The organism is Pistricoccus aurantiacus (assembly GCF_007954585.1).
GTDB lineage: Bacteria > Pseudomonadota > Gammaproteobacteria > Pseudomonadales > Halomonadaceae > Pistricoccus > Pistricoccus aurantiacus.
In genome coordinates this window covers 498,700-519,910 of the sequence record NZ_CP042382.1, presented here as the reverse complement: position 1 = coordinate 519,910, position 21,211 = coordinate 498,700, and the positions used below count along the sequence as shown (strand labels likewise).

At 60.3% G+C, this 21,211-nt stretch carries 29 protein-coding genes; 25 read left to right on the top strand and 4 right to left on the bottom strand.

Going from position 1 to position 21,211, the window contains the following annotated elements; all coding sequences use genetic code 11:
- The first annotated feature begins 1 nt into the window (after window position 1).
- The 21 genes from rpsQ (at window position 2) to FGL86_RS02335 (ending at window position 11,063) form a co-directional block, all read left to right on the top strand.
- A complete protein-coding gene (rpsQ, locus tag FGL86_RS02435) occupies window positions 2–262 on the top strand; it encodes a 30S ribosomal protein S17 (protein WP_147183114.1) in 261 nt (86 codons plus the stop codon).
- Between the two features lie 42 nt (window positions 263–304).
- Entirely contained in the window at window positions 305–676 is a 372-nt protein-coding gene (rplN, locus tag FGL86_RS02430) for a 50S ribosomal protein L14 (protein WP_035470387.1), read from the top strand.
- 14 nt (window positions 677–690) lie between these two features.
- On the top strand, window positions 691–1,008 hold the full coding sequence (gene rplX, locus FGL86_RS02425; RefSeq protein WP_147183113.1) for a 50S ribosomal protein L24: 318 nt from the start codon (window positions 691–693) through the stop codon (window positions 1,006–1,008).
- A gap of 18 nt (window positions 1,009–1,026) precedes the next feature.
- Window positions 1,027–1,566 carry a 50S ribosomal protein L5 gene (gene rplE, locus FGL86_RS02420; RefSeq protein ID WP_147183112.1) on the top strand — a complete coding sequence of 180 codons (540 nt, stop codon included), beginning with the start codon at window positions 1,027–1,029 and terminating at the stop codon, window positions 1,564–1,566.
- Between the two features lie 10 nt (window positions 1,567–1,576).
- A complete protein-coding gene (gene rpsN / locus FGL86_RS02415) occupies window positions 1,577–1,882 on the top strand; it encodes a 30S ribosomal protein S14 (RefSeq protein ID WP_147183111.1) in 306 nt (101 codons plus the stop codon).
- A gap of 31 nt (window positions 1,883–1,913) precedes the next feature.
- Window positions 1,914–2,306: a 30S ribosomal protein S8 gene (rpsH, locus tag FGL86_RS02410; RefSeq protein WP_147183110.1), complete on the top strand. Its 393-nt coding sequence runs from the start codon at window positions 1,914–1,916 to the stop codon at window positions 2,304–2,306.
- A gap of 9 nt (window positions 2,307–2,315) precedes the next feature.
- The gene (rplF, locus tag FGL86_RS02405) at window positions 2,316–2,846 is read left to right on the top strand and encodes a 50S ribosomal protein L6 (protein WP_147183109.1); all 531 of its coding nucleotides are present in this window, start codon (window positions 2,316–2,318) and stop codon (window positions 2,844–2,846) included.
- Between the two features lie 9 nt (window positions 2,847–2,855).
- Window positions 2,856–3,206, top strand: a complete 351-nt coding sequence (rplR, locus tag FGL86_RS02400; protein ID WP_147183108.1) for a 50S ribosomal protein L18 — start codon at window positions 2,856–2,858, stop codon at window positions 3,204–3,206.
- Between the two features lie 12 nt (window positions 3,207–3,218).
- Entirely contained in the window at window positions 3,219–3,719 is a 501-nt protein-coding gene (gene rpsE, locus FGL86_RS02395) for a 30S ribosomal protein S5 (RefSeq protein WP_147183107.1), read from the top strand.
- 5 nt (window positions 3,720–3,724) lie between these two features.
- Entirely contained in the window at window positions 3,725–3,907 is a 183-nt protein-coding gene (gene rpmD, locus FGL86_RS02390) for a 50S ribosomal protein L30 (protein ID WP_147183106.1), read from the top strand.
- 3 nt (window positions 3,908–3,910) lie between these two features.
- A complete protein-coding gene (gene rplO, locus FGL86_RS02385) occupies window positions 3,911–4,345 on the top strand; it encodes a 50S ribosomal protein L15 (RefSeq protein WP_147183105.1) in 435 nt (144 codons plus the stop codon).
- Window positions 4,346–5,677: a preprotein translocase subunit SecY gene (secY, locus tag FGL86_RS02380; RefSeq protein WP_147183104.1), complete on the top strand. Its 1,332-nt coding sequence runs from the start codon at window positions 4,346–4,348 to the stop codon at window positions 5,675–5,677.
- Window positions 5,678–5,731: 54 nt separating this feature from the next.
- Window positions 5,732–5,845, top strand: a complete 114-nt coding sequence (rpmJ, locus tag FGL86_RS02375) for a 50S ribosomal protein L36 (RefSeq protein ID WP_008959154.1) — start codon at window positions 5,732–5,734, stop codon at window positions 5,843–5,845.
- Window positions 5,846–5,971: 126 nt separating this feature from the next.
- Window positions 5,972–6,328, top strand: coding sequence for a 30S ribosomal protein S13 (rpsM, locus tag FGL86_RS02370; RefSeq protein ID WP_147183103.1), 357 nt, complete (start codon window positions 5,972–5,974; stop codon window positions 6,326–6,328).
- Between the two features lie 39 nt (window positions 6,329–6,367).
- Window positions 6,368–6,754, top strand: coding sequence for a 30S ribosomal protein S11 (rpsK, locus tag FGL86_RS02365; protein WP_147183102.1), 387 nt, complete (start codon window positions 6,368–6,370; stop codon window positions 6,752–6,754).
- Window positions 6,755–6,766: 12 nt separating this feature from the next.
- Window positions 6,767–7,387, top strand: coding sequence for a 30S ribosomal protein S4 (gene rpsD, locus FGL86_RS02360; RefSeq protein WP_147183101.1), 621 nt, complete (start codon window positions 6,767–6,769; stop codon window positions 7,385–7,387).
- Window positions 7,388–7,468: 81 nt separating this feature from the next.
- Complete coding sequence (locus FGL86_RS02355) at window positions 7,469–8,467, top strand: DNA-directed RNA polymerase subunit alpha (protein ID WP_147183100.1); 999 nt, start codon at window positions 7,469–7,471, stop codon at window positions 8,465–8,467.
- Between the two features lie 39 nt (window positions 8,468–8,506).
- Window positions 8,507–8,893, top strand: coding sequence for a 50S ribosomal protein L17 (gene rplQ / locus FGL86_RS02350; protein WP_147183099.1), 387 nt, complete (start codon window positions 8,507–8,509; stop codon window positions 8,891–8,893).
- 128 nt (window positions 8,894–9,021) lie between these two features.
- Window positions 9,022–9,639: a LemA family protein gene (locus FGL86_RS02345; RefSeq protein ID WP_147183098.1), complete on the top strand. Its 618-nt coding sequence runs from the start codon at window positions 9,022–9,024 to the stop codon at window positions 9,637–9,639.
- Complete coding sequence (locus tag FGL86_RS18245) at window positions 9,639–10,388, top strand: TPM domain-containing protein (protein ID WP_147183097.1); 750 nt, start codon at window positions 9,639–9,641, stop codon at window positions 10,386–10,388. The genes FGL86_RS02345 and FGL86_RS18245 overlap by 1 nt, the downstream gene beginning before the upstream one ends.
- Before the next feature lie 57 nt (window positions 10,389–10,445).
- Window positions 10,446–11,063 carry a TPM domain-containing protein gene (locus tag FGL86_RS02335; protein WP_147183096.1) on the top strand — a complete coding sequence of 206 codons (618 nt, stop codon included), beginning with the start codon at window positions 10,446–10,448 and terminating at the stop codon, window positions 11,061–11,063.
- Window positions 11,064–11,074: 11 nt separating this feature from the next.
- Here FGL86_RS02335 and uvrA read toward each other — a convergent pair whose 3' ends face one another.
- Entirely contained in the window at window positions 11,075–13,927 is a 2,853-nt protein-coding gene (uvrA, locus tag FGL86_RS02330; RefSeq protein ID WP_147183095.1) for an excinuclease ABC subunit UvrA, read from the bottom strand.
- Window positions 13,928–14,103: 176 nt separating this feature from the next.
- Here uvrA and FGL86_RS02325 point away from each other — a divergent pair, with 176 nt between their 5' ends.
- From FGL86_RS02325 to FGL86_RS02310, 4 genes are all read left to right on the top strand, one after another.
- A complete protein-coding gene (locus tag FGL86_RS02325; protein WP_147183094.1) occupies window positions 14,104–15,486 on the top strand; it encodes an MFS transporter in 1,383 nt (460 codons plus the stop codon).
- Window positions 15,487–15,590: 104 nt separating this feature from the next.
- Window positions 15,591–16,136: a single-stranded DNA-binding protein gene (gene ssb / locus FGL86_RS02320; RefSeq protein WP_147183093.1), complete on the top strand. Its 546-nt coding sequence runs from the start codon at window positions 15,591–15,593 to the stop codon at window positions 16,134–16,136.
- Between the two features lie 22 nt (window positions 16,137–16,158).
- Window positions 16,159–17,028, top strand: a complete 870-nt coding sequence (locus tag FGL86_RS02315) for a sugar nucleotide-binding protein (RefSeq protein WP_147183092.1) — start codon at window positions 16,159–16,161, stop codon at window positions 17,026–17,028.
- A 39-nt stretch (window positions 17,029–17,067) separates the two neighbouring features.
- Window positions 17,068–17,844: a lysophospholipid acyltransferase family protein gene (locus FGL86_RS02310; RefSeq protein WP_186764512.1), complete on the top strand. Its 777-nt coding sequence runs from the start codon at window positions 17,068–17,070 to the stop codon at window positions 17,842–17,844.
- Between the two features lie 50 nt (window positions 17,845–17,894).
- Here FGL86_RS02310 and fabB read toward each other — a convergent pair whose 3' ends face one another.
- The 3 genes from fabB to phrB form a co-directional block, all read right to left on the bottom strand.
- Window positions 17,895–19,112, bottom strand: a complete 1,218-nt coding sequence (gene fabB, locus FGL86_RS02305; protein WP_147183091.1) for a beta-ketoacyl-ACP synthase I — start codon at window positions 19,110–19,112, stop codon at window positions 17,895–17,897.
- Between the two features lie 13 nt (window positions 19,113–19,125).
- Window positions 19,126–19,641 carry a 3-hydroxyacyl-[acyl-carrier-protein] dehydratase FabA gene (gene fabA, locus FGL86_RS02300; protein ID WP_147183090.1) on the bottom strand — a complete coding sequence of 172 codons (516 nt, stop codon included), beginning with the start codon at window positions 19,639–19,641 and terminating at the stop codon, window positions 19,126–19,128.
- Window positions 19,642–19,749: 108 nt separating this feature from the next.
- Window positions 19,750–21,192 (bottom strand): deoxyribodipyrimidine photo-lyase, encoded by a 1,443-nt coding sequence (gene phrB, locus FGL86_RS02295; protein ID WP_147183089.1) that lies wholly within the window; start codon window positions 21,190–21,192, stop codon window positions 19,750–19,752.
- Window positions 21,193–21,211 lie beyond the last annotated feature (19 nt).

The window sequence follows — 21,211 nt, the reverse complement described above, 5'->3', positions numbered from 1 at the left end:
GATGGCCGAAGAGAAGAAAACCCGTACGCTCACCGGCAAGGTAGTGAGCGACAAGATGGACAAGTCCATCGTCGTGATGATCGAGCGCCGCGTGCGTCATCCGCTGTATGGCAAGTACGTCCGTCGTTCCACCAAGCTGCAGGCTCACGACGAGCAGAACCAGGCCAAGGCCGGCGACAAGGTATCCATTCAGGAATGCCGTCCGCTGTCCAAGCACAAGTCCTGGACCCTGGTTGAAGTCGTTGAGCAGGCCAAGGGCTGAGCTCGGCTGGCGCCGTAGTCAGATTAGGTTTGGAGAAAACCGATGATTCAGACACAGACAATGCTGGACGTCGCCGACAACAGCGGAGCGCGCCGGGTGCAATGCATCAAGGTGCTCGGCGGTTCTCACCGCCGTTATGCTCGCGTGGGCGATGTCATCAAGGTCACTGTGAAAGAAGCCATTCCGCGGGGCAAGGTCAAGAAAGGCCAGGTGCTGAAAGCGGTAGTGGTGCGTACCCGTAGTGGCGTCCGTCGTAACGACGGTTCGCTGATTCGCTTCGATGGAAATGCGGCTGTTCTGTTGAATAATACCAACGAACAGCCGATCGGTACCCGTATCTTCGGGCCGGTGACCCGTGAGCTTCGTAACGAAAAGTTCATGAAAATCATTTCCTTGGCGCCTGAAGTGCTGTAAGGAGCGAGGCGGATATGCAAAAGATCAAACGTGACGATGAAGTCATCGTCATCGCCGGCAAGGATAAAGGCAAGCGTGGCACCATCAAGCGCGTCCTCAAGGACGATCGCTACGTGGTGTCCGGTGTGAACATGATCAAGCGTCACACCAGGCCCAATCCCATGGCGGGCAACCAGGGCGGTATCGTCGAGCGCGAGGCTCCGATTCATGCGTCGAACGTGGCCATCTTCAATGCGGAGACCGGCAAAGCGGATCGCGTCGGCTTCCAGCTCAAGGAAGACGGTACCAAGGTACGTATCTACAAGTCGACGCAGTCACAGATCGACGCCTAACGCGAGTCGGGTAGCAAAATGGCGAACTTGAAAGAACGTTATCAAAACGAGGTGGTGGCTCAGCTCAAAGAGCAGTTCAGCTACGCCAACGTGATGCAGGTACCTCGGGTCACCAAGGTGACGCTGAACATGGGTATCGGTGACGCGACCAGCGACAAGAAGCTGATCGAAAACGCCGTCGCTGACATGGAGAAACTCTCCGGTCAGAAGCCGATGGTGACCAAGGCACGCAAGTCCATCGCGGGCTTCAAGGTACGCGAAGGCTGGCCAATCGGTATCAAAGTGACCCTGCGCAGCGCGCGCATGTGGGACTTCCTTGACCGCTTGGTAAACATCGCGATTCCTCGCGTGCGTGATTTCCGTGGTCTCAATCCGAAGTCCTTCGACGGACGTGGCAACTACTCCATGGGGGTGCGTGAGCAGATCATCTTCCCGGAGATCGAATATGATAAGATCGACCGGGTTCGTGGTCTCGATGTCACTATCACCACCACCGCCAATACCGATGAGGAAGGCCGGGCGCTCTTGAGCGCGCTGAACTTCCCGTTCAAGAAATAAGGGTGGGAGCATGGCAAAGAAAAGCATGGTAGAGCGCGAACTCAAGCGTGCCAAACTGGTCAAGAAGTACGCTGCCAAGCGCGCGGAACTCAAGACCATCATCGAAAATGTCAACGCCTCTGATGAAGAGCGCTTCGACGCGCAGCTCAAGCTGCAGCAGTTGCCGCGGGATTCCAGCCCGGTGCGTCGCACCAATCGCTGTCGAATCACCGGTCGCCCTCACGGCTACTACAACAAGTTCGGCCTGGGCCGTAACAAGCTGCGTGAAGCCGCGATGCGTGGCGACGTTCCCGGACTCAAGAAGTCCAGCTGGTAACGCCACGTAGAATCATCAGGAGCGCTACGTAATGAGCATGCAAGACACGTTGGCGGATATGTTCACTCGTATCCGCAATGCGCAGATGGCCACCAAGGAGACGGTTACCATGCCGTCCTCCAAGCTCAAGGTACAGGTGGCCCGCGTACTGAAAGAAGAAGGCTATATCGGCGATTTCAGCGTCACTGAAGGCGCCAAGCCTGAACTGACCGTGACCCTCAAGTACTTCGAGGGCAAGGCAGTCATCGAGCACATCCAGCGGGTTTCCAAGCCGTCCTTGCGCTCCTACAAGGGCAAGGATGCGCTTCCGAAAGTCGCCGATGGCCTGGGTATTGCGATCGTGACCACCTCCCGGGGCGTGATGACCGATCGTGCGGCCCGTCATGCCGGTGTCGGTGGCGAAGTCATCTGCACCGTATTCTAGGAGTTTGGAATGTCTCGTATAGCCAAATATCCGGTTACCTTGCCAAGCGGCGTCGAGGTCAATCTCGACGGCGACAGGCTGACCGCCAAGGGCGGCCAGGGCAGCCTCGCCATGACCGTGCATCCGGACGTGACGATCGGCCAGGAAGATGGCCGGCTGACCTTCGCCCCCAGCGAGTCTGCCAAGAGCTGGGCAATGGCCGGCACCACCCGTGCCCTGGTTCAGAACCTGGTCACCGGAGTGAGCGAGGGCTTTACCAAGTCCCTCGAGATCAATGGCGTCGGCTACCGTGCCCAGGCAAGTGGCAAGACGCTCAACCTGACATTGGGCTTCTCCCACCCGGTCGCTTATGAGCTGCCAGAAGGTGTCACGGCGGAAACGCCAAAGAACACCCAGATCATTCTCAAGGGAATGGACAAGCAGCAGATCGGTCACGTGGCGGCGGAGATTCGTGCTTTCCGGCCACCCGAGCCTTACAAGGGCAAGGGTATCCGTTATAGCGACGAGCAGGTCCGTCGTAAAGAAGCCAAGAAGAAGTAAGGCAGGGTTATGAACGCGAAGAAAGAATCTCGTCTCCGTCGTGCCCGCCGCGCTCGCGCCAAGATTCGCGAGCTGGGCGTGTATCGCCTGTGCGTCAACCGTACGCCGCGACACATCTATGCGCAGATCATCTCGCCGGATGGTGGCAAGGTGCTGGCCAGCGCATCGACGCTGGACAAGTCCCTGCGCGAGGGCAGTACCGGTAACGCGGACGCCGCCGCCAAGGTGGGCGCCATGATTGCCGAACGCGCCCAGGAAGCAGGCATCACTCAGGTTGCCTTCGATCGCGCGGGTTTCAAGTTCCACGGTCGAGTCAAGGCCCTGGCGGACGCCGCACGTGAAGGCGGCCTGAAATTCTAATAGGGTTTTACGATGGCGAAGAATGAACAGCAAGGCGGCGATCTGCAGGAAAAGCTCGTGCAGGTCAACCGCGTCGCCAAGGTGGTCAAGGGTGGCCGAATCTTCGGTTTCACCGCCTTGACCGTCGTGGGCGACGGCAATGGTCGCGTCGGCTTTGGCCGCGGCAAGGCACGTGAAGTGCCGGTCGCGATCCAGAAAGCCATGGATCAGGCGCGACGTAACATGATCAAGGTCAATCTCAGCGGTAGCACGCTCCAGTATCCGATCAAGGCTCGTCACGGCGCCTCCAAGGTATTCATGCAGCCGGCTTCGGAAGGTACCGGGGTCATCGCCGGTGGTGCCATGCGTTCCGTGCTCGAACTGGCTGGCGTCCATGACGTCCTGGCCAAGTGCTACGGTTCCACCAACCCGGTGAATGTCGTGCGTGCGACCATCAACGGTCTGGCCTCCATGCAGTCTCCGGACGACATTGCCGCCAAGCGCGGCCTGTCAGTCGAAGCGATCACGGGGTAAACATCATGGCAGCATCGATCAAGGTTACCCAGGTCCGCAGCACCATCGGCGTTCTAGCCAAGCACAAGGCTACCATGCAAGGTCTTGGTCTGCGGCGTATCGGTCATACGGTGGAGCTGGAAGACACCCCTGCCGTACGCGGCATGATCCACAAGGTCAACTACCTTGTGCGCGTTGAGGGAGAGTAATCCATGAAACTTAATAGCCTGAGCCCGGCACCGGGCTCCAAGCATGCGCCCAAGCGTGTCGGTCGCGGTATCGGTTCCGGTCTGGGCAAGACCGGTGGCCGTGGCCACAAGGGCCTCAAGTCACGTTCCGGTGGGAGCGTCAAGCCGGGTTTCGAAGGCGGTCAGATGCCGCTGCAGCGGCGCCTGCCGAAGTTCGGCTTCACATCCGCCAAGTCTCTGGCTTCGGAGGAAGTGCGACTGGCGGAACTGGGCAAGGTCACTGGTGATGAAGTCACGCTGGAGACGCTGAAGCAAGCCAATGTGATCAAGGATGCCACGCGATTCGCTAAAGTCATTCTTTCCGGCGAACTGAACAAGGCGCTCACCGTGCGCGGTCTCAAGGTCACCAAGGGTGCCCGAGCCGCCATCGAAGCCGCCGGCGGCAAGGTAGAGGACTAAATGGCTAAGTCAGGAAACATGCCGGCGATGGGTAGCGGCCTGAGTGAGCTCTGGGCGCGCCTGCGTTTCGTGTTGCTGGCTCTCGTGGTCTACCGCATTGGTGCCCACATTCCCGTGCCCGGTATCAATCCTGACCAGCTGGCTGCCTTGTTCAGGGAGCAGCAGGGCACCATCCTGGGCATGTTCAACATGTTCTCCGGCGGGGCCCTGGAGCGCATGAGCGTTCTCGCCCTGGGCATCATGCCTTATATCTCGGCATCGATCATCATGCAACTCCTCTCCGCGGTTTCGCCTCGGCTCGAGCAGTTGAAGAAGGAGGGCGAGTCTGGCCGTCGCAAGATCAGTCAATACACCCGCTATGGCACGGTGTTGCTGGCACTGGTTCAGGCGATCGGCATGTCGGTGGGATTGGCAGGACAGGGAATCGCCTACACGGCTGACTTCAGCTTCTATTTCACCGCGGTGGTCACCTTCGTGTGCGGCGCGGTGTTCATGATGTGGCTGGGTGAGCAGATCACCGAGAAAGGCATTGGCAACGGTATTTCGTTGTTGATCTTCGCGGGGATCGTGGCGGGCCTGCCCGGCGCGATCGGACAGTCTTTTGAACTGGCGCGCAACGACGGCGCCTGGAATGTCCTGCCCCTGCTGGCCCTTTCCGTACTGGGTATCGCCACCGTGGCTTTCGTGGTGTTCATCGAGCGCGGTCAGCGCCGCATTACGGTGAATTATCCCCGGCGTCAGGTCGGCAACAAGATGTATGCTGGGCAGAAGAGTTATCTGCCCTTGAAGGTCAATATGGCCGGTGTCATTCCGGCGATTTTCGCCTCCAGCATCCTGCTGTTTCCTGCCTCCATCGGCCAGTGGGTCAGCGCCGGCGAAGGCATGGAATGGCTGCAGACCGCTTCCCTGGCCTTGGCGCCCGGGCAGCCACTGTACATCTTGCTTTTCGGCGCCGCGGTGATATTCTTCTGCTTCTTTTACACAGCGCTGGTCTTCAACCCCAAGGATGTCGCTGACAACCTCAAGAAGTCAGGGGCTTTTCTGCCGGGTATCCGCCCCGGTGAGCAAACCGCTCGCTACATCGATAAGGTCATGACGCGCTTGACCCTGTTCGGTGCTCTCTACATCACTGCGGTATCTCTGATGCCTCAGTTCCTGATCGTGGCCTGGAACGTGCCGTTCTTCTTCGGTGGCACCTCGCTTCTGATCGTGGTGGTAGTGATCATGGATTTCATGGCTCAGGTACAGTCGCATCTCATGTCGAACCAGTACGAGTCGGTAATGAAGAAGTCCAATCTGAAAGGTTATGGCGGCGGCGGAATCATGCGCTAAAGCGGCATTGCCGACCCCGTTGGCGCGCCGCGAATCGCTATTGGAGAAAGAACGATGAAAGTTCGTGCATCCGTAAAGAAAATGTGTCGCAACTGCAAGATCATTCGTCGCAATGGCGCCGTGCGCGTCATCTGCAGCGAACCGCGGCACAAGCAGCGTCAGGGTTAATCCCGCGACGTTGTACCCCAGCGGGCGACGAGCATGCCCTCTTGCTTTTCATGAGGCGAGGGAGTATGCTCTGCGCCCTTTTGTAGATGATAACCGAGCAAGCCGCTCAACTTTCGGAGTAAGCTGATGGCCCGTATTGCAGGCGTCAATATCCCGGACAACAAGCATGCGGCGATCTCGCTGACCTATATCTTCGGGATTGGCCGCACTCGCGCGCAGGAAGTCTGCGCCGCAGCCAGTATTGCACCGACCACCAGGATTCAGGATCTCAGCTCCGAAGAGCTGGACGCCCTGCGATCCGAGGTTGGCAAATACACCGTTGAAGGTGACCTTCGTCGTGATGTCACGCTGAATATCAAGCGTCTCATGGACCTGGGTTGCTATCGTGGTCTGCGTCATCGTCGTGGTCTTCCGCTGCGTGGGCAGCGTACCAAGACCAACGCGCGTACCCGAAAGGGACCGCGTAAGCCGATTCGCAAATAATACGCATGTTCTGGCGTTAAGATAGGATGAAACATCAACATGGCTAACCCGCGTAGTAATCGCAAGAAGGTCAAAAAGCAGGTGGTGGATGCCATCGCGCATATCCACGCCTCTTTTAACAACACGATCGTGACGATCACAGACCGCCAGGGCAATGCGCTTTCCTGGGCAACTGCCGGTGGTTCGGGTTTTCGTGGTTCTCGCAAGAGCACCCCGTTCGCTGCTCAAGTGGCAAGCGAACGTGCAGCGACTGCTGCAGCCGAGTATGGTGTGAAAAACGTCGACGTGCTGGTCAAGGGCCCCGGTCCTGGCCGTGAGTCCGCCGTGCGCGCATTGAATGCCGCCGGCTTTCGCGTGCAAAGCATCACCGACGCGACACCCGTTCCCCATAACGGTTGCCGCCCGCCGAAAAAACGCCGCGTTTAAGGAGACGGACTCATGGCTCGTTATACAGGACCCAAGTGCAAATTGTCTCGTCGTGAAGGGACCGATCTCTTTCTCAAGAGTGGCGTCACCCCCTTCGAGAAGAAGTGCAAATCCGAGCAGGTTCCGGGTGCGCACGGCCAGCGCCGTCAGCGTCTTTCCGACTACGGCTTGCAGCTTCGCGAGAAGCAGAAAGTACGTCGTATGTATGGCGTACTTGAAAAGCAGTTCCGCAACTACTACAAGGAAGCCGCCCGCTTGAAGGGGGCGACCGGTGAATTGTTGCTGCAGCTGCTCGAGACTCGACTGGACAACGTCGTCTACCGCATGGGCTTTGGCTCCACTCGCGCGGAAGCGCGCCAGCTGGTCAGTCACAAGGCCGTTGCAGTCAACGGCCGTACCGTCAACGTGGCTTCCTACAAGGTCAAGCCTGGCGACGTGGTGGCCATTCGCGAAAAGGCCAAGAATCAGGCGCGTATTCAATCCGCGCTCTCCATCGCCGCGAATCGTGGTGATGTGGCCTGGATCGACGTTGACGCCAAGAAGATGGAAGGCACTTTCAAGGCACTGCCTGAACGCGGCGACCTGTCTGCCGACATCAACGAAAATCTGATCGTCGAGCTGTACTCGAAGTAAGTCGCGTCAGCGTCATGCCGGGTTTCGATCGAGACCCGGCCGAGTACCAAGTATCCGTTTGGCAGCCTGAAAGGTGTTCATATGCAGCGTTCAGTGACAGAATTTCTTCGCCCTCGCGACATCAAGGTCGAAGAAATCAGCGCTCACCACGCGAAGATCGTGCTCGAGCCCTTCGAGCGCGGCTTCGGTCATACCCTAGGAAATGCTCTGCGTCGTATTCTGCTGTCCTCCATGCCCGGCTGCGCCGTGGTGGAAGTCGAGATCAACGGTGTCGACCATGAGTACAGCGCCATCGAGGGCGTTCAGGAAGATGTTATCGAAATCCTCCTGAATCTCAAGGACGTGGCAATCAAGATGCATAGCCGTGACGAGGCGGTGCTCACCTTGAACAAGCAGGGGGCAGGCGTTGTGACCGCCGGCGATATTGCCACGGATCACGATGTCGAAATCGTCAATCCCGATCTCGTGATCGCTCACGTCAACGAAGGCGCCGAGTTGAAAATGCAGTTGAAAGTCGCCCGTGGTCGTGGCTACGAGCCGGCGGATGCGCGCCTTGACGCGGAGGACGAATCCCGAGCCATTGGTCGTTTGCAGCTCGATGCGACCTTCAGTCCGGTGCGTCGAGTGTCATACTCTGTGGATGCGGCCCGTGTCGAGCAGCGTACCGATCTGGACAAGCTGATCATCGACCTGGAAACCGACGGAACCCTGGATCCGGAAGAGGCCATTCGGCGCAGCGCCACCATTCTGCAGGAGCAGCTTGGCGCATTCGTCGATCTGGAAGCCGACAAGGAACAGGAAGTCGAAGTGGAAGAGGACCATATCGATCCCATCCTGCTTCGCCCCGTAGACGATCTCGAGTTGACCGTTCGCAGCGCCAACTGCCTGAAGGCCGAGAATATCTACTACATCGGCGATCTGATTCAGCGTACCGAAGTGGAGCTGTTGAAGACCCCTAATCTCGGCAAGAAGTCCTTGAATGAGATCAAGGATGTGCTATCTACCCGCGGCCTTTCCCTGGGCATGCGGTTGGAAAGCTGGCCGCCGGCAAGCCTGAAGGACGAAAAGAGCTCCGCGTGAGCGTCGCCTCGAGTCCCAGTTTGGTAAGGAATTACAACCATGCGTCATCGTAAGAGTGGTCGTCATCTGAATCGTACCAGCTCGCACCGCCAGGCCATGTTCAAGAACATGTGCGTGTCGCTGGTCGAGCATGAAATCATCAAGACAACCCTGCCCAAAGCCAAGGAACTGCGTCGTCATATCGAGCCGCTGATTACCCTGGCCAAGCAGGATAGTGTCGCCAACCGTCGTCTGGCCTTCAGCCGTACCAATTCCAAGGAAGCGGTCGGCAAGCTCTTCAACGAGCTGGGCCCGCGCTACGTGGAGCGTCCCGGTGGTTACGTGCGGGTGCTCAAGTGCGGTTTCCGCACCGGAGACAACGCCCCCATGGCTTATGTCGAATTGGTCGATCGACCGGTAGCGGACGAAGCCGCCGGCGAGGAATAGATTCTCGCACGCTATAGGAAAACCGGCCCAAAAGATGGGCCGGTTTTTTTATATGGTTAGCGTTTCGTCCTCTTCCCTGTACCATGCACTTCTAGCGATCGGTTTCAAACGGAGCGACGTTCCCTATCATGCAATTGAAATCCGCAGTCACCCCTTACAGGATCGCCTGGCAGGCGGTCACATTGCTGCTTATCACCCTGCTGCTGACAGGCTGCGGCGTGAATAATCTGCCGACCTACGACGAGCAGGTCAAATCCGCCTGGTCACAGGTGGAAAACCAGTATCAGCGACGCGCCGATCTGGTTCCCAACCTGGTGGAAACCGTCAAGGGCTTCGCGAAACAGGAGCAGGAGACGCTGACCGCGGTGGTGGAGGCGCGGGCCAAGGCCACTTCCATTCAAGTCGATGCCGACACCCTCGACAATCCCCAGCAACTGCAGCGGTTCGAGCAGGCCCAAGGACAGCTCACCAGTGCCCTGAGTCGGCTGATGGCGGTTTCCGAGCGCTATCCGGAGTTGAGGTCGAACCAGAATTTCCTGGCGCTGCAGTCCCAGTTGGAAGGCACCGAAAACCGTATCGCCGTCGCACGACGCGATTTCATCGCTGCGGTGGAGCGCTACAACACCGAGATCCGCACCTTCCCCGGCCGAATCTGGCATGGCTTGCTCTACAGCGATATGGAGCTACGCGAGAACTTCAAGGCAACCGCGCCGGAAGCGGATCAGGCGCCCCAGGTGGAGTTCTGATGAAAGGTCTGCGCCGTCTCTCGCTCTTCGCGCTGCTATGGCTCTGTGCGATTGGTGTTCAGGCTCAGCAGCTGAATTTCCCCGAACTCAGTGGCCGTGTCGTCGACCGAGCGGAGCTGCTCGACGCCGGAACGGAAACCCGACTGACCCGGATGCTTGAGGCCCACGAGCAGGCTACTACCGAGCAGATTGTAGTGGTCACGCTGCCGGATCTACAGGGCGTGTCCATTGAGCAGTACGGTTATCAGCTGGGCCGACATTGGGGTATCGGTCAGTCCGATGAGGACAACGGCGCGCTGCTGATCGTCGCCCGGGACGAGCGCAAGCTGCGTATCGAGGTCGGCTACGGTCTGGAAGGGCGGCTGACGGACGCCCAGTCCTCGGTGATCATCAACCAGATCATTACCCCGGCATTCCGCGAGGGCGACTTTGCCCGCGGCATCTCCGAAGGTACCCAAGCGATGATTCAGGTACTGGGAGGAGATCCGCTGGAGCAGGCAGCGCCGAACCAGGCGGTGAATGAGACTCCCGAGGGTGGCCGATCGATCCTTTTCTTCGTGCTGCTACTGGTTATTGCGATATTCCTGGGGGGCGGTGGACGCGGCGGCCGTTCCGGCGTGCTCGGCGGCCTGCTGCTGGGCGGCGCCTTGGGTGGCGGCGGTCATCGCGGGGGGGATGGTTTTGGCGGTGGCGGTTTCAGCGGCGGCGGTGGTGGTTTTGGCGGCGGTGGCGCTTCGGGGGGCTGGTAGACAAGATTTGGTCCCTAGCGAAATGACTAGCCCGAAAAGAAGCGAGTAGAAAATACCATGGCGTTACTGAACGAAAAAGAGCAGCGGGAGGTCGCCGAGGCGATCAAAAGGGTCGAGCAGGAAACGGATGCGGAACTGGTCACCGTGCTCGCCGCCCAAGCGGATAACTACGCCTATATTCCTCTGCTCTGGGCAGGCATTTTCGCCCTGGTGGTGCCCGGCGCGATCAACTATTTCCCCGGCTGGTGGGACGCCTCGAGTCTATTGCTGGTCCAGTGGGCCAGCTTTATCGTTCTCGCCCTGGTGTTTCGCCTTCCCGCGGTCACGACGCGGCTTATTCCTCGTTCGGTACGCCACTGGCGGGCGTCGAATCTGGCGCGACGACAGTTTCTGGAACAGAACCTGCATCACACCGCTGCCGGCACCGGCATGCTGATCTTCGTCTCGGAAGCCGAGCGCTACGTGGAGATCCTGGTCGACCACGGCATCTCGAGTCGCCTGAGCAACGAGACCTGGACGGATATCGTTGCCGCTTTCACGCAACGCGTCAGACAGGGCCAGACGCTGCAAGGATTTCTGGACTGCATCGAATCCTGCGGCGAGCACCTCAAGCAGCAGGTGCCCGCCACTCACGAGCGTGACGAGTTGCCTAATCGGTTGATCATCCTGAGATAGGCATTATCCGCTCAGGAGGTTTCCAGTTCCGGCTGCCGCTGGCGTTCAAGCAGCGGCTTGAGGAAGTGGCCGGTATGTGATTCCGCAAGATTCGCTACCTGCTCCGGCGTTCCCTCGGCGATGATCCGCCCGCCGCCGGAACCGCCTTCCGGCCCCATGTCCACCAGCCAGTCCGCGGTCTTGATCACGTCCAGATTGTGCTCGATCACCACCACGGTATTGCCGTGATCCCGCAGACGGTGAAGTACTGTCAAGAGCTGCCGGATATCCTCGAAATGCAAGCCGGTGGTGGGTTCGTCGAGTATATATAGGGTCTTGCCGGTATCGCGCTTGGCCAGCTCCCGGGCCAGCTTGACCCGCTGCGCCTCGCCGCCGGAGAGGGTGGTGGCGCTCTGGCCCAGGCGCACGTAGGAAAGCCCCACGTCCATCAGGGTCTGCAGCCGCCGAGCGATCGCCGGTACGGGGCTGAAGAAGTCCAACGCTTCCTCTACGGTCATCTCCAGCACTTCGTGGATGTTGCGTTCCTTGTACTTGATTTCCAGGGTTTCGCGGTTGTAGCGCTTACCCTTGCACACGTCGCAAGGCACGTAGATATCCGGCAGGAAGTGCATCTCCACCTTGATCATGCCGTCCCCCTGGCAGGCTTCGCAGCGTCCGCCCTTGACATTGAAGGAGAAGCGGCCGGGCTTGTAGCCCCGCGCCCGGGCTTCCTGGGTGCCGGCGAACAGCTCGCGGATCGGCGTGAAGATGCCGGTATAGGTCGCCGGATTGGAGCGGGGCGTTCGTCCGATGGGGCTCTGATCGATATCGATGATCTTGTCGAGCTGATCGAGTCCCTCGATACGCTGATAGGGCGCCGGCGTCAGGCTGGTGGCCCGGTTGAGTTCTCGGGCGGCGATGGGCATCAGGGTGGAGTTGATCAGGGTCGACTTGCCGGAACCGGAAACCCCGGTGACGCAGATGAATAGCCCAAGAGGCAGCTCCAGGGTGACATCCTGCAGGTTGTTACCGGTGGCGCCGACCAGACGCAGAATCTTCTCGGGATTGCCGGGAATACGGTGCGACGGCAGCTCGATGCGCCGGGTGCCGGAAAGATACTGGCCGGTCAGCGACGCCGTGCAGTCCTTGACCTGCTGAGGCGTGCCTTGGGCAACCACCCGCCCGCCGTGGACACCGGCGCCGGGCCCGATATCCAGCACGTGATCCGCCGCGAGGATCGCCTCTTCGTCGTGCTCGACCACGATCACCGTGTTACCCAGATCCCGGAGGCGTTCCAGGGTCTTGAGCAGCCGGTCGTTGTCTCGCTGGTGCAGGCCGATGGACGGCTCGTCGAGAATGTACATCACCCCCACCAGGCCCGCGCCGATCTGGCTGGCCAGACGAATGCGCTGAGCTTCCCCGCCGGACAGGGTATCGGCGCTGCGCTCCAGGGTCAGATAGTCGAGACCCACGTTGACCAGGAACTCCAGGCGGGCGTGGATCTCGTTGATGATCTTGACAGCGATCTCGCCTCGGCGTCCGGCAAGTTCGAGATTCTTGAAGTAGGACCAGGCGGTGCCGATCGGCAGGCGGGTGATATCCGGCAGCGTGTGTTCGTCGATGAAGACGTGGCGGGATTCCTTGCGCAGCCGTGTGCCGTGACAGGCGGGGCAGGGCTGTACGGCGATGTAGCGAGCCAGCTCTTCGCGCACCATGTTCGACTCGGTTTCCCGGTAGCGTCGCTGCATGTTAGGCAGTACGCCCTCGAAGGGATGGTCCCGACTCACCTTGCGACCGCGATCGTTGACGTAGCTGAAGGCGATATTGTCTTTGCCGCTGCCGTGCAGGATGATCTCCTGTTCGTGGCGGGCCAGATCCTGCCAGGGGGTTTCCAGGGCAAAGCGATAGTGCGTCGCCACCGCCTGCAGCTGGTTGAAATAATAGATGCTGCGCCGATCCCAGCCCTTGATCACCCCTTCCGCCAGGGAAAGCTCCGGATGGCTGATCAGCCGATCCGCGCCGAAGAACTGCTGAACTCCCAGACCGTCGCAGCTGGGACAGGCGCCGGCGGGGTTGTTGAAGGAGAACATGCGCGGTTCGAGTTCGGCGATGGAGTAGCCGCAGACCGGACAGGCAAAGCGCGCGGAGAAGGTAATGTCGTCGAAGGTATCGTCCATGTCGTGAACGATGGCAATGCCGTCCGCGAGATTGAGCGCGGTCTCGAAGGACTCCGCCAGGCGCTGGGCCAGGCCTTCACGCACCTTGAGCCGGTCCACCACCACGCTGATGTCATGTTTCCGGTTCTTCTCAAGCGGTGCGATATCGTCGAGTTCGAGCACCTGGCCGTCGATCATGGCGCGCACGAAACCCTGAGCGCGCAGCTCCGCCAGCAGCTGCAGATGCTCGCCCTTGCGTCCGCTCACCACCGGGGCCAGCAGCATCAGCTTGCTGCCTTCCGGCAGTGCCAGCACCTGATCGACCATCTGCGAGATGGTCTGCGCTTCCAAATCCTCGCCGTGTTCCGGACAGCGCGGCGTGCCGGCCCGGGCGAACAGCAGGCGCAGGTAGTCGTAGATCTCGGTGATGGTGCCGACGGTGGAGCGAGGGTTGTGCGAGGTGGATTTCTGCTCGATGGAGATCGCCGGGGACAAGCCTTCGATATGATCGATATCCGGCTTTTCCATCATCGACAGGAACTGGCGCGCGTAGGTGGACAGCGACTCCACGTAACGCCGCTGGCCTTCCGCATACAGGGTATCGAAAGCCAGGGAGGATTTCCCCGAACCGGAAAGGCCGGTGATCACGATCAATTTGTCCCGAGGGAGTTCGACGTCGATCTGCTTGAGATTGTGGGTACGTGCGCCCCGGACCAGAATCTTGTCCATTGCTACCTCGCTGCTGGAAGCAAAACCGCCATTGTACGTTTTTCCAGTTACCGGCGCCAAAGCTGCGACGTAACGAAGCGTGATACGGCCCGGCGCTTTTCCTGAAGGGGCAGGAAACGGTAGAATGATGGGTTATCAAGCACCGATGTGCGTCTCCCGCAAGTTGTGGACATCTTATCTTCATGGTTTCTCGTCTCCTGACCTTCAGCGAACGCCGCGCAATTATCGGCCTCGCGAGTCTTTATGCGTCGCGCATGCTGGGGCTTTTCATGGTGCTGCCGGTGCTGGCGCTGTATGCCCAGGATCTGAGCGGAGCCACGCCTTTGCTGGTGGGCCTGGCCTTGGGCGGCTACGGGCTGACCCAGGCATTCCTGCAGATTCCCTTCGGCCTGCTTTCCGATCGTATCGGGCGCAAGCGGGTGATCGCTGGCGGGCTGATATTGTTTTGCCTGGGTAGCGTGGTGGCTGCCCTGGCGGACAGCATCGCCGGTGTCATTCTGGGGCGCTGCCTGCAGGGCAGCGGGGCGGTGGCGGCGGCCATCATGGCCCTGCTGGCGGATCAGACCCGTGAGCAGGTGCGGACCGCCGCCATGGCAACCATCGGACTTTCCATCGGTCTGGCCTTCGCCGTGGCCATGGTGCTGGGGCCGCTTGTTTCCGCCCATTTTGGCCTTGCCGGCGTCTTCTGGTTTACCGCTGTGCTGGCGCTGCTGGGCCTGCTGGTGCTGTGGAAGCTGGTTCCCCCTGCGCCGCGTCGCATGCGTCACAAGGATGTCGGCATCGACCGCGACCAGCTCAAGGCAACACTCGGCCGCGGTGATCTGCTGCGCCTGGATTTCTCGATTTTCGCCCTGCATCTTTTGCTGATGGCGATTTTCGTGGTGGTACCCGCCAAGCTGCTCGCCGTCGGCGTGGCCGCAGATCATCACGGCTGGGTCTATCTTGGCATCATGGGACTGGCGTTCTGCGCCATGGTGCCTTTGGTGATCATTGCCGAAAAGCGCCGCAAGATGAAGGCAATGATGAGCCTGGCGGTGGGGATGCTGGCGGTGAGCCTGCTGGGCATGGGGTGGTTCGAGACCCGCTCGTGGGAACTGGCCACCTTGCTGCTGGTCTTCTTTACCGGCTTCAATCTGCTGGAAGCGACGCTGCCATCGATGATCAGCAAGCTGGCGCCGGCAGGTTCCAAGGGCACCGCCATGGGTGTCTATTCCACCAGCCAGTTTCTCGGCGCTTTCCTGGGCGGCGTGCTGGGCGGCGCTCTGGTCCAAGCGTGGGGCCAGGACGCGGTATTTTATGCCGGTGCGCTACTGGGTCTGGTATGGTTCATTATCATGCTGGGCATGCCCAGGCCCCGCTATCTGTCCAGCGAGGTCATCGCCCTGGACGAGCAGGCTCATGGCGAAACTCTGGATAATCTGATGGCGCGCTTTGCGGATGTCGCCGGGGTGGAGGATGTCATGGTGGTGCCGGAAGAGCGGCTCGCCTACCTCAAGGTGGATCGACAGCGTCTGGATAGCGACGCCCTGGCACGGGTAACCCAGTTCGAAAACCGCTGATTCGCGCCATGCGTTGAACAACGAATATTTATCGGGTAGCCGGGCCGGCCGGGTCGCATGAAGCGGACACGCCACGCTAGCTACCCCTTCATGAGGAGTCAAATATGGCCCGTGGTATCAACAAGGTCATTCTCATCGGTAACCTGGGTCAGGATCCCGATGTTCGCTATACCCAGTCCGGCTCGGCGGTGACCAATCTCAATCTCGCCACCAGTGATAGCTGGACCGACAAGCAGAGCGGCCAGCGCCAGGAACGCACCGAATGGCACCGGGTGGTGATGTTCAACAAGCTTGCGGAGATCGCACAGCAGTATCTGCGCAAGGGTTCCAAGGTGTATATCGAAGGCCGGATCCAGACCCGTAAATGGCAGGGCCAGGACGGCCAGGATCGCTACAGCACCGAGATCGTCGCCAACGATATGCAGATGCTCGATAGCCGGGGCGGCCAGGGAGCGGATTACGCGCAAGGCGCTCAGCAGGGCGGGTATGCCAATGCGTCTCAAGGCGGCGGGCAACGTTCCACCCAGTCATCGCAAGGCCAGGGCCAGCAGGGCGGCAATCCTCAGCAGGGTAACAACCAGCAGAACAACAATTACGGTGCGCCCAATCCCGGGAGCTTCGACGACTTCGACGATGAGATTCCGTTCTGAGAACCGCCGTTGAGGACGCATCGTGAAACTGCTGATACTGGATGCGGGGCACTGTCTGAGTCTTGCGCTGATGCGCGAGGCGAGCCGGCGGGCGGATACGGAACTGCTGATCGAGGATGCGCTGACGGTGGAGACGAACCACCTGGCAGCGGTGCGCCCGGATGCGGTGATCATTCCACCTTTGTCCCAGCCGGCCAACGCCGAACCCGCGGTGGTGATCGCCCACGCTCAAGCCGTCGATCAGTGCCTGGAGGCGTGCATGGCAACCCAGGTGCCGATGGTCTGGTGCGTTTCCGATCAGCTTTACGAGGACGGCTCGATCGAGCCCATCAATGAGGATGTGATCCCCTCACCCCGTGACGAAAGCCTGCAGCGTCTGGTAAGGGTGGGCGATCGTATTCGCGAGCAATGTTCGCGCTACCTGATCGTGCGCCTGGGGCCGCTGTTCGCCCTGGAAGGCACTCACGGCTGGCTGAACGAACTGCTCGATGACCTGATGGCCGGCCGGGAGGTGCCCGCGGAAAGGGATGTCATCCTGTGCCCCACCTCCGCGGATGCGGCGGCCATGGCGCTGATAGGCATGTTGCAACAGCAGCAGTGTCGTGCCGATGCCTGGGGTGCCTATCATCTTGCCGGTACCGAGCCGGTCAGCGCCTATACCTTTGCCTCCATGGTGCGGACTCAGCTGGCGACCCGTCTAGAAGGAATGGGCAAGCAGGTGGAGCTGGGACCGCTCAAGGCACTCAGCCACCATCACGATCAACCCTTGCGCCGCGCCCTCAACTGCCGCCGGGTGCACGATACCTTCGGCGTGCATCAAAAACCCTGGCAGCTCGAGATGGAGCGCATGCTGGACGCCTGGTGCCTGGCCAGAACCGGGGAGACCGCATGAAATACCTTGCGTCGTGAACACTCTCAACCTGCCTTTATCATGAATACGCTGCGCAGCCTGCTGTTCTATCTAGGGTATTTTCTGGCCATGCTGGTATGCGGCGTACTCTTCCTGCCGGTAACGCCGTTGCTGCCGCTGCGCTCCCGTTATCGCCTGCTCAATCTCTACAACCATTTCGTCATCGCCTGGTTTCGGCTGTGCTGTGGGGTGCGTTACGATATTCGCGGCAAGCAGCATCTGCCCGACGGCCCCTGTGTCATACTCGCCAATCATCAGAGCGAATGGGAAACTGTCTATCTGCAGCTGCTCAAACCGCCGGTCTGCACGGTACTCAAGCGAGAATTGCTGAACCTGCCCATCTTTGGCTGGGCATTGCGCCTGCTGCACCCCATCGCACTGGACCGCTCCAAGCCTGCTCGAGCAATGAGACAGGTGCTGACCCAAGGCAAGACGCGCCTGGAGGAAGGGCTTTCGGTGCTGATCTTTCCCGAAGGTACGCGGGTTCTCCCTGGCGAGCGGCGACGTTACAACAAGAGCGGCGCGGTCATTGCCTGCCGGGCAGGAATGCCGGTGCTGCCGGTGGCGCATAATGCCGGCGAGCGCTGGCCCGGTCGCCATTGGGTCAAGAATCCCGGCACCTTGTCGTTGATCGTCGGTGAACCTATCGCCACCCAAGGGCGAACGCCGGAAGACGTGCTGATAGAAGTGGAGAACTGGATTGAAGCGCGGCTGGTGGAAATTTCCGAGGTGCCAAGGCCCGTCTCACTACCATCCACCGAGAAACACACCACAGAAAACCCAAGACACCAAGGATAGAATAACGGCGCCGTTCGGCGCCGTTGAAGTGTGGGCATCAAGAGAGCGATTCAGTCGCGAGGCTTCTCCAGCACCAGGCAGGCATTGGTACCGCCGAAACCGAAGCTGTTGGACAGAATTCGTTCGAGCTTGACGCCATCGCGGCGCTCCTGAACGATATCGAATCCTTGGGCCTGCTCGTCAAGTTCGTCGATATTCGCCGAAGCGGCAATGAAATCGTTTTCCATCATCAGCAGCGAATAGATGGCTTCCTGAACGCCGGTAGCGCCCAAGGAGTGGCCGGTCAACGACTTGGTGGAACTCATTGCCGGCGCCTGATCGCCGAAGACTTCGCGAATCGCCCGCAACTCCGACATGTCCCCCACCGGCGTCGAAGTACCGTGGGTGTTGATGTAGTCGATATTGCCCTCGACATTCGCCATGGCCTGACGCATGCAGCGTATGGCGCCTTCGCCGGAGGGTGCGACCATGTCGTAGCCGTCCGAGGTGGCGCCGTAGCCCACAATCTCCGCGTAGATCCTCGCGCCGCGGGCCTCGGCGTGCTCCAGCTCCTCGAGCACCAGCATGCCGCCACCGCCGGCGATCACGAAACCGTCCCTGGCCTTGTCATAAGGGCGAGAGGCCTTCTCCGGGGTATCGTTGTAGCCGGTGGAAAGAGCACCCATGGCGTCGAACAGGCAGGAAAGCGTCCAATGCTCTTCCTCGCCGCCGCCTGCGAAGACCACGTCCTGCTTGCCCATCTGGATCTGCTCCAGAGCATTGCCGATGCAGTGCACCGAGGTGGCACAGGCGGAGGAGATCGAGTAGTTGACCCCCTTGATCTTGAACGGCGTGGCCAGACAGGCGGAGACCGTGCTGCCCATGGTGCGGGTGACGCGATAGGGGCCAACGCGACGCAGCCCCTTTTCACGCAGCACATCCGCTGCCTCGACCTGATTGGCGCTGGAAGCGCCGCCGGAACCGGCGATCAGGCCGGTGCGTTCGCTGGAAACCTGCTCCGGCGTCAGCCCTGCATCCTCGATGGCCTGGGCCATGGAAACATAGGCATAGGCAGCGGCGTCGCCCATGAAGCGACGTTGCTTGCGATCGATCAGTGCATCGAGATCGATGTCGACCACGCCGGCCACATGGCTACGAAATCCGCGTTGGGCATATTCTTCCTTGAAGCGAATACCCGAGCGTCCGGTTTTCAGCGCTTCGAGGACCTGACGCTGGTCGTTACCTATGCAGGACACAACGCCGAGTCCGGTGACTACCACTCGTCGCATGGAAGCCTCCTGATCAGAAATTCGCGGTGGAGGTGAACAGGCCGACGCGCAGATCGTTGGCCTGATAGATGGCGCGATCGTCGACCAGCAAGGTGCCGTCGGCAATTCCGAGGATCAACCGCCGAGTAATCACGCGTTTGATATTGATACGATAGGTGACCTTGCGAGCATCGGGCAGAATCTGGCCGGAAAACTTGACCTCTCCACAACCCAGGGCGCGCCCACGTCCGGGATGCCCTAGCCAACCGAGATAGAATCCCACCAGCTGCCACATGGCATCCAGGCCCAGGCAACCGGGCATGACCGGATCGCCGGGAAAATGGCAGCCGAAGAACCACAGGTCGGGATGGATATCCAGCTCGGCGATCAGTTCGCCCTTGTCGTGTTCACCCCCCGTTTCGCTGATCCGGGTAATGCGGTCGAGCATCAGCATGTTGGGTGCGGGAAGCTGGGCATTGCCAGGGCCGAACAGCTCGCCTTGGCTGCAGGCCAGTAGCTCGTCGCGGCTGAAGGAATGTTGCTTGGTCACTGAGTCGTTCCAAGTGTCAGGGTAAGGATAAATCGCAAAGCGCGACTCCCTGCATTCTACTGGCAGTGCTTCATGATTGCACGTCAGGGGCGAACGCCGGACTAGGGGTTACGGGTTTTTCAACTGCTTGAAGGCGTCAAGGGCGCGCTGTTGAGCCGCCTTGTGATCGACGATGGGAGGCGGGTAGTCGAGATTCTCCAAGACATCCTTCGGTGGGGCGTGGCGCTGCTTGGCCGACAGCTCCGCCAGCGCCGGAAGCTGCTCGGCGATGAACTCGCCCTGAGGGTCGAAGCGCTGCGCCTGAGTGGTGGGATTGAAAAGACGAAAATAGGGCGCGGCGTCGGTGCCGGTGGATGCCGCCCACTGCCAGCCGCCGTTGTTGGAGCAGAATTCGCCGTCCACCAGATGGCGCAGGAAGAACGCTTCCCCGCGCCGCCAGTCGATCAGCAGATGCTTGGACAGAAACATGGCGGTGACCATGCGCAGGCGGTTGTGCATCCAGCCTTGGCTGACCAGTTGGCGCATGCCCGCATCGACGATGGGATAGCCGGTGCGGCCCTCGCACCAGGCGGCGAAGCCTTGATCGTCGTCGCGCCATTTCAGCGCTTCGGTGTCTTCCTGGAAGGGGCGATAACGGCATACCCGAGGAAAACCGACGGCGATATGTTGATAGAATTCTCGCCAGATCAATTCGTTGACCCAGGCGGTCAGCCCCTGATCGCCATCCGCCAGGTGACTGTCGTTTTCACTCATTACCGCTTGCAGGCACTGGCGCCAGGAAATCATGCCCAGCGCCAAATAGGGGGACAGTTCGCTGGTGCCTCGGCATTCGGGAAAGTCCCGCTGTTGATTGTAGTGGTGGGCCCGGTAGCGCAGGAACCGCTGCAGTCGATCCGCGGCGGCGTTCTGGCCCGCAGGCCATAGGCGGCCGTCCACCGGCGCATCCTCCAGCTCCGGTAGCGCGGGAATCGGATCCGAATCGACGCCGGTTGCCGGCTGGGCGACGGGTTCGCCCTTGAGCGCCAGACGATCGCTGTCGAGCCGGCGATGCCAGGCCTTGGAAAACGGCGTGAAGACCTTATAGTAGTCATCGTCCTTGGTCAGCAGCTCGCCAGGCGCGAACGCCACAGCGTCGCGGTGAGCGTGAACCTGAAAACCCGCCTCCCGAAGCTTCTTGGCCACTGCCTCGTCTCGGCGGCGCTCGTTCAGCGGATATTCCTGGTTGAAGTGCAGCCCTTCGGCGCTGGTCTGCTCGGCGATCTCGAGAAGAGCCTCTGGCGCCGCCTCGAAACGGTCGATGTCCCGGTGCAGCAGTGGGATGCGATAGCCTTCGAGTTCATTGCGCAGGACATGCACGCCACGCTGCAGAAAGTCCAGCTTGTTGGCCCCGTGGCCGTGATCCTGCCATTGAGAAAGACAACGCAGGAAGATACCGATCACCGGTCCACGCGCGGCGGCCTCGCTCAGGGCGGTATTGTCCAGGGTACGTAGATCGCTTCGAAACCATACCAGTTGTATGGCGCGCTCGGACACGTTGTCTTTTCGAGTCATCGGCGTTCCTTGCTAACGA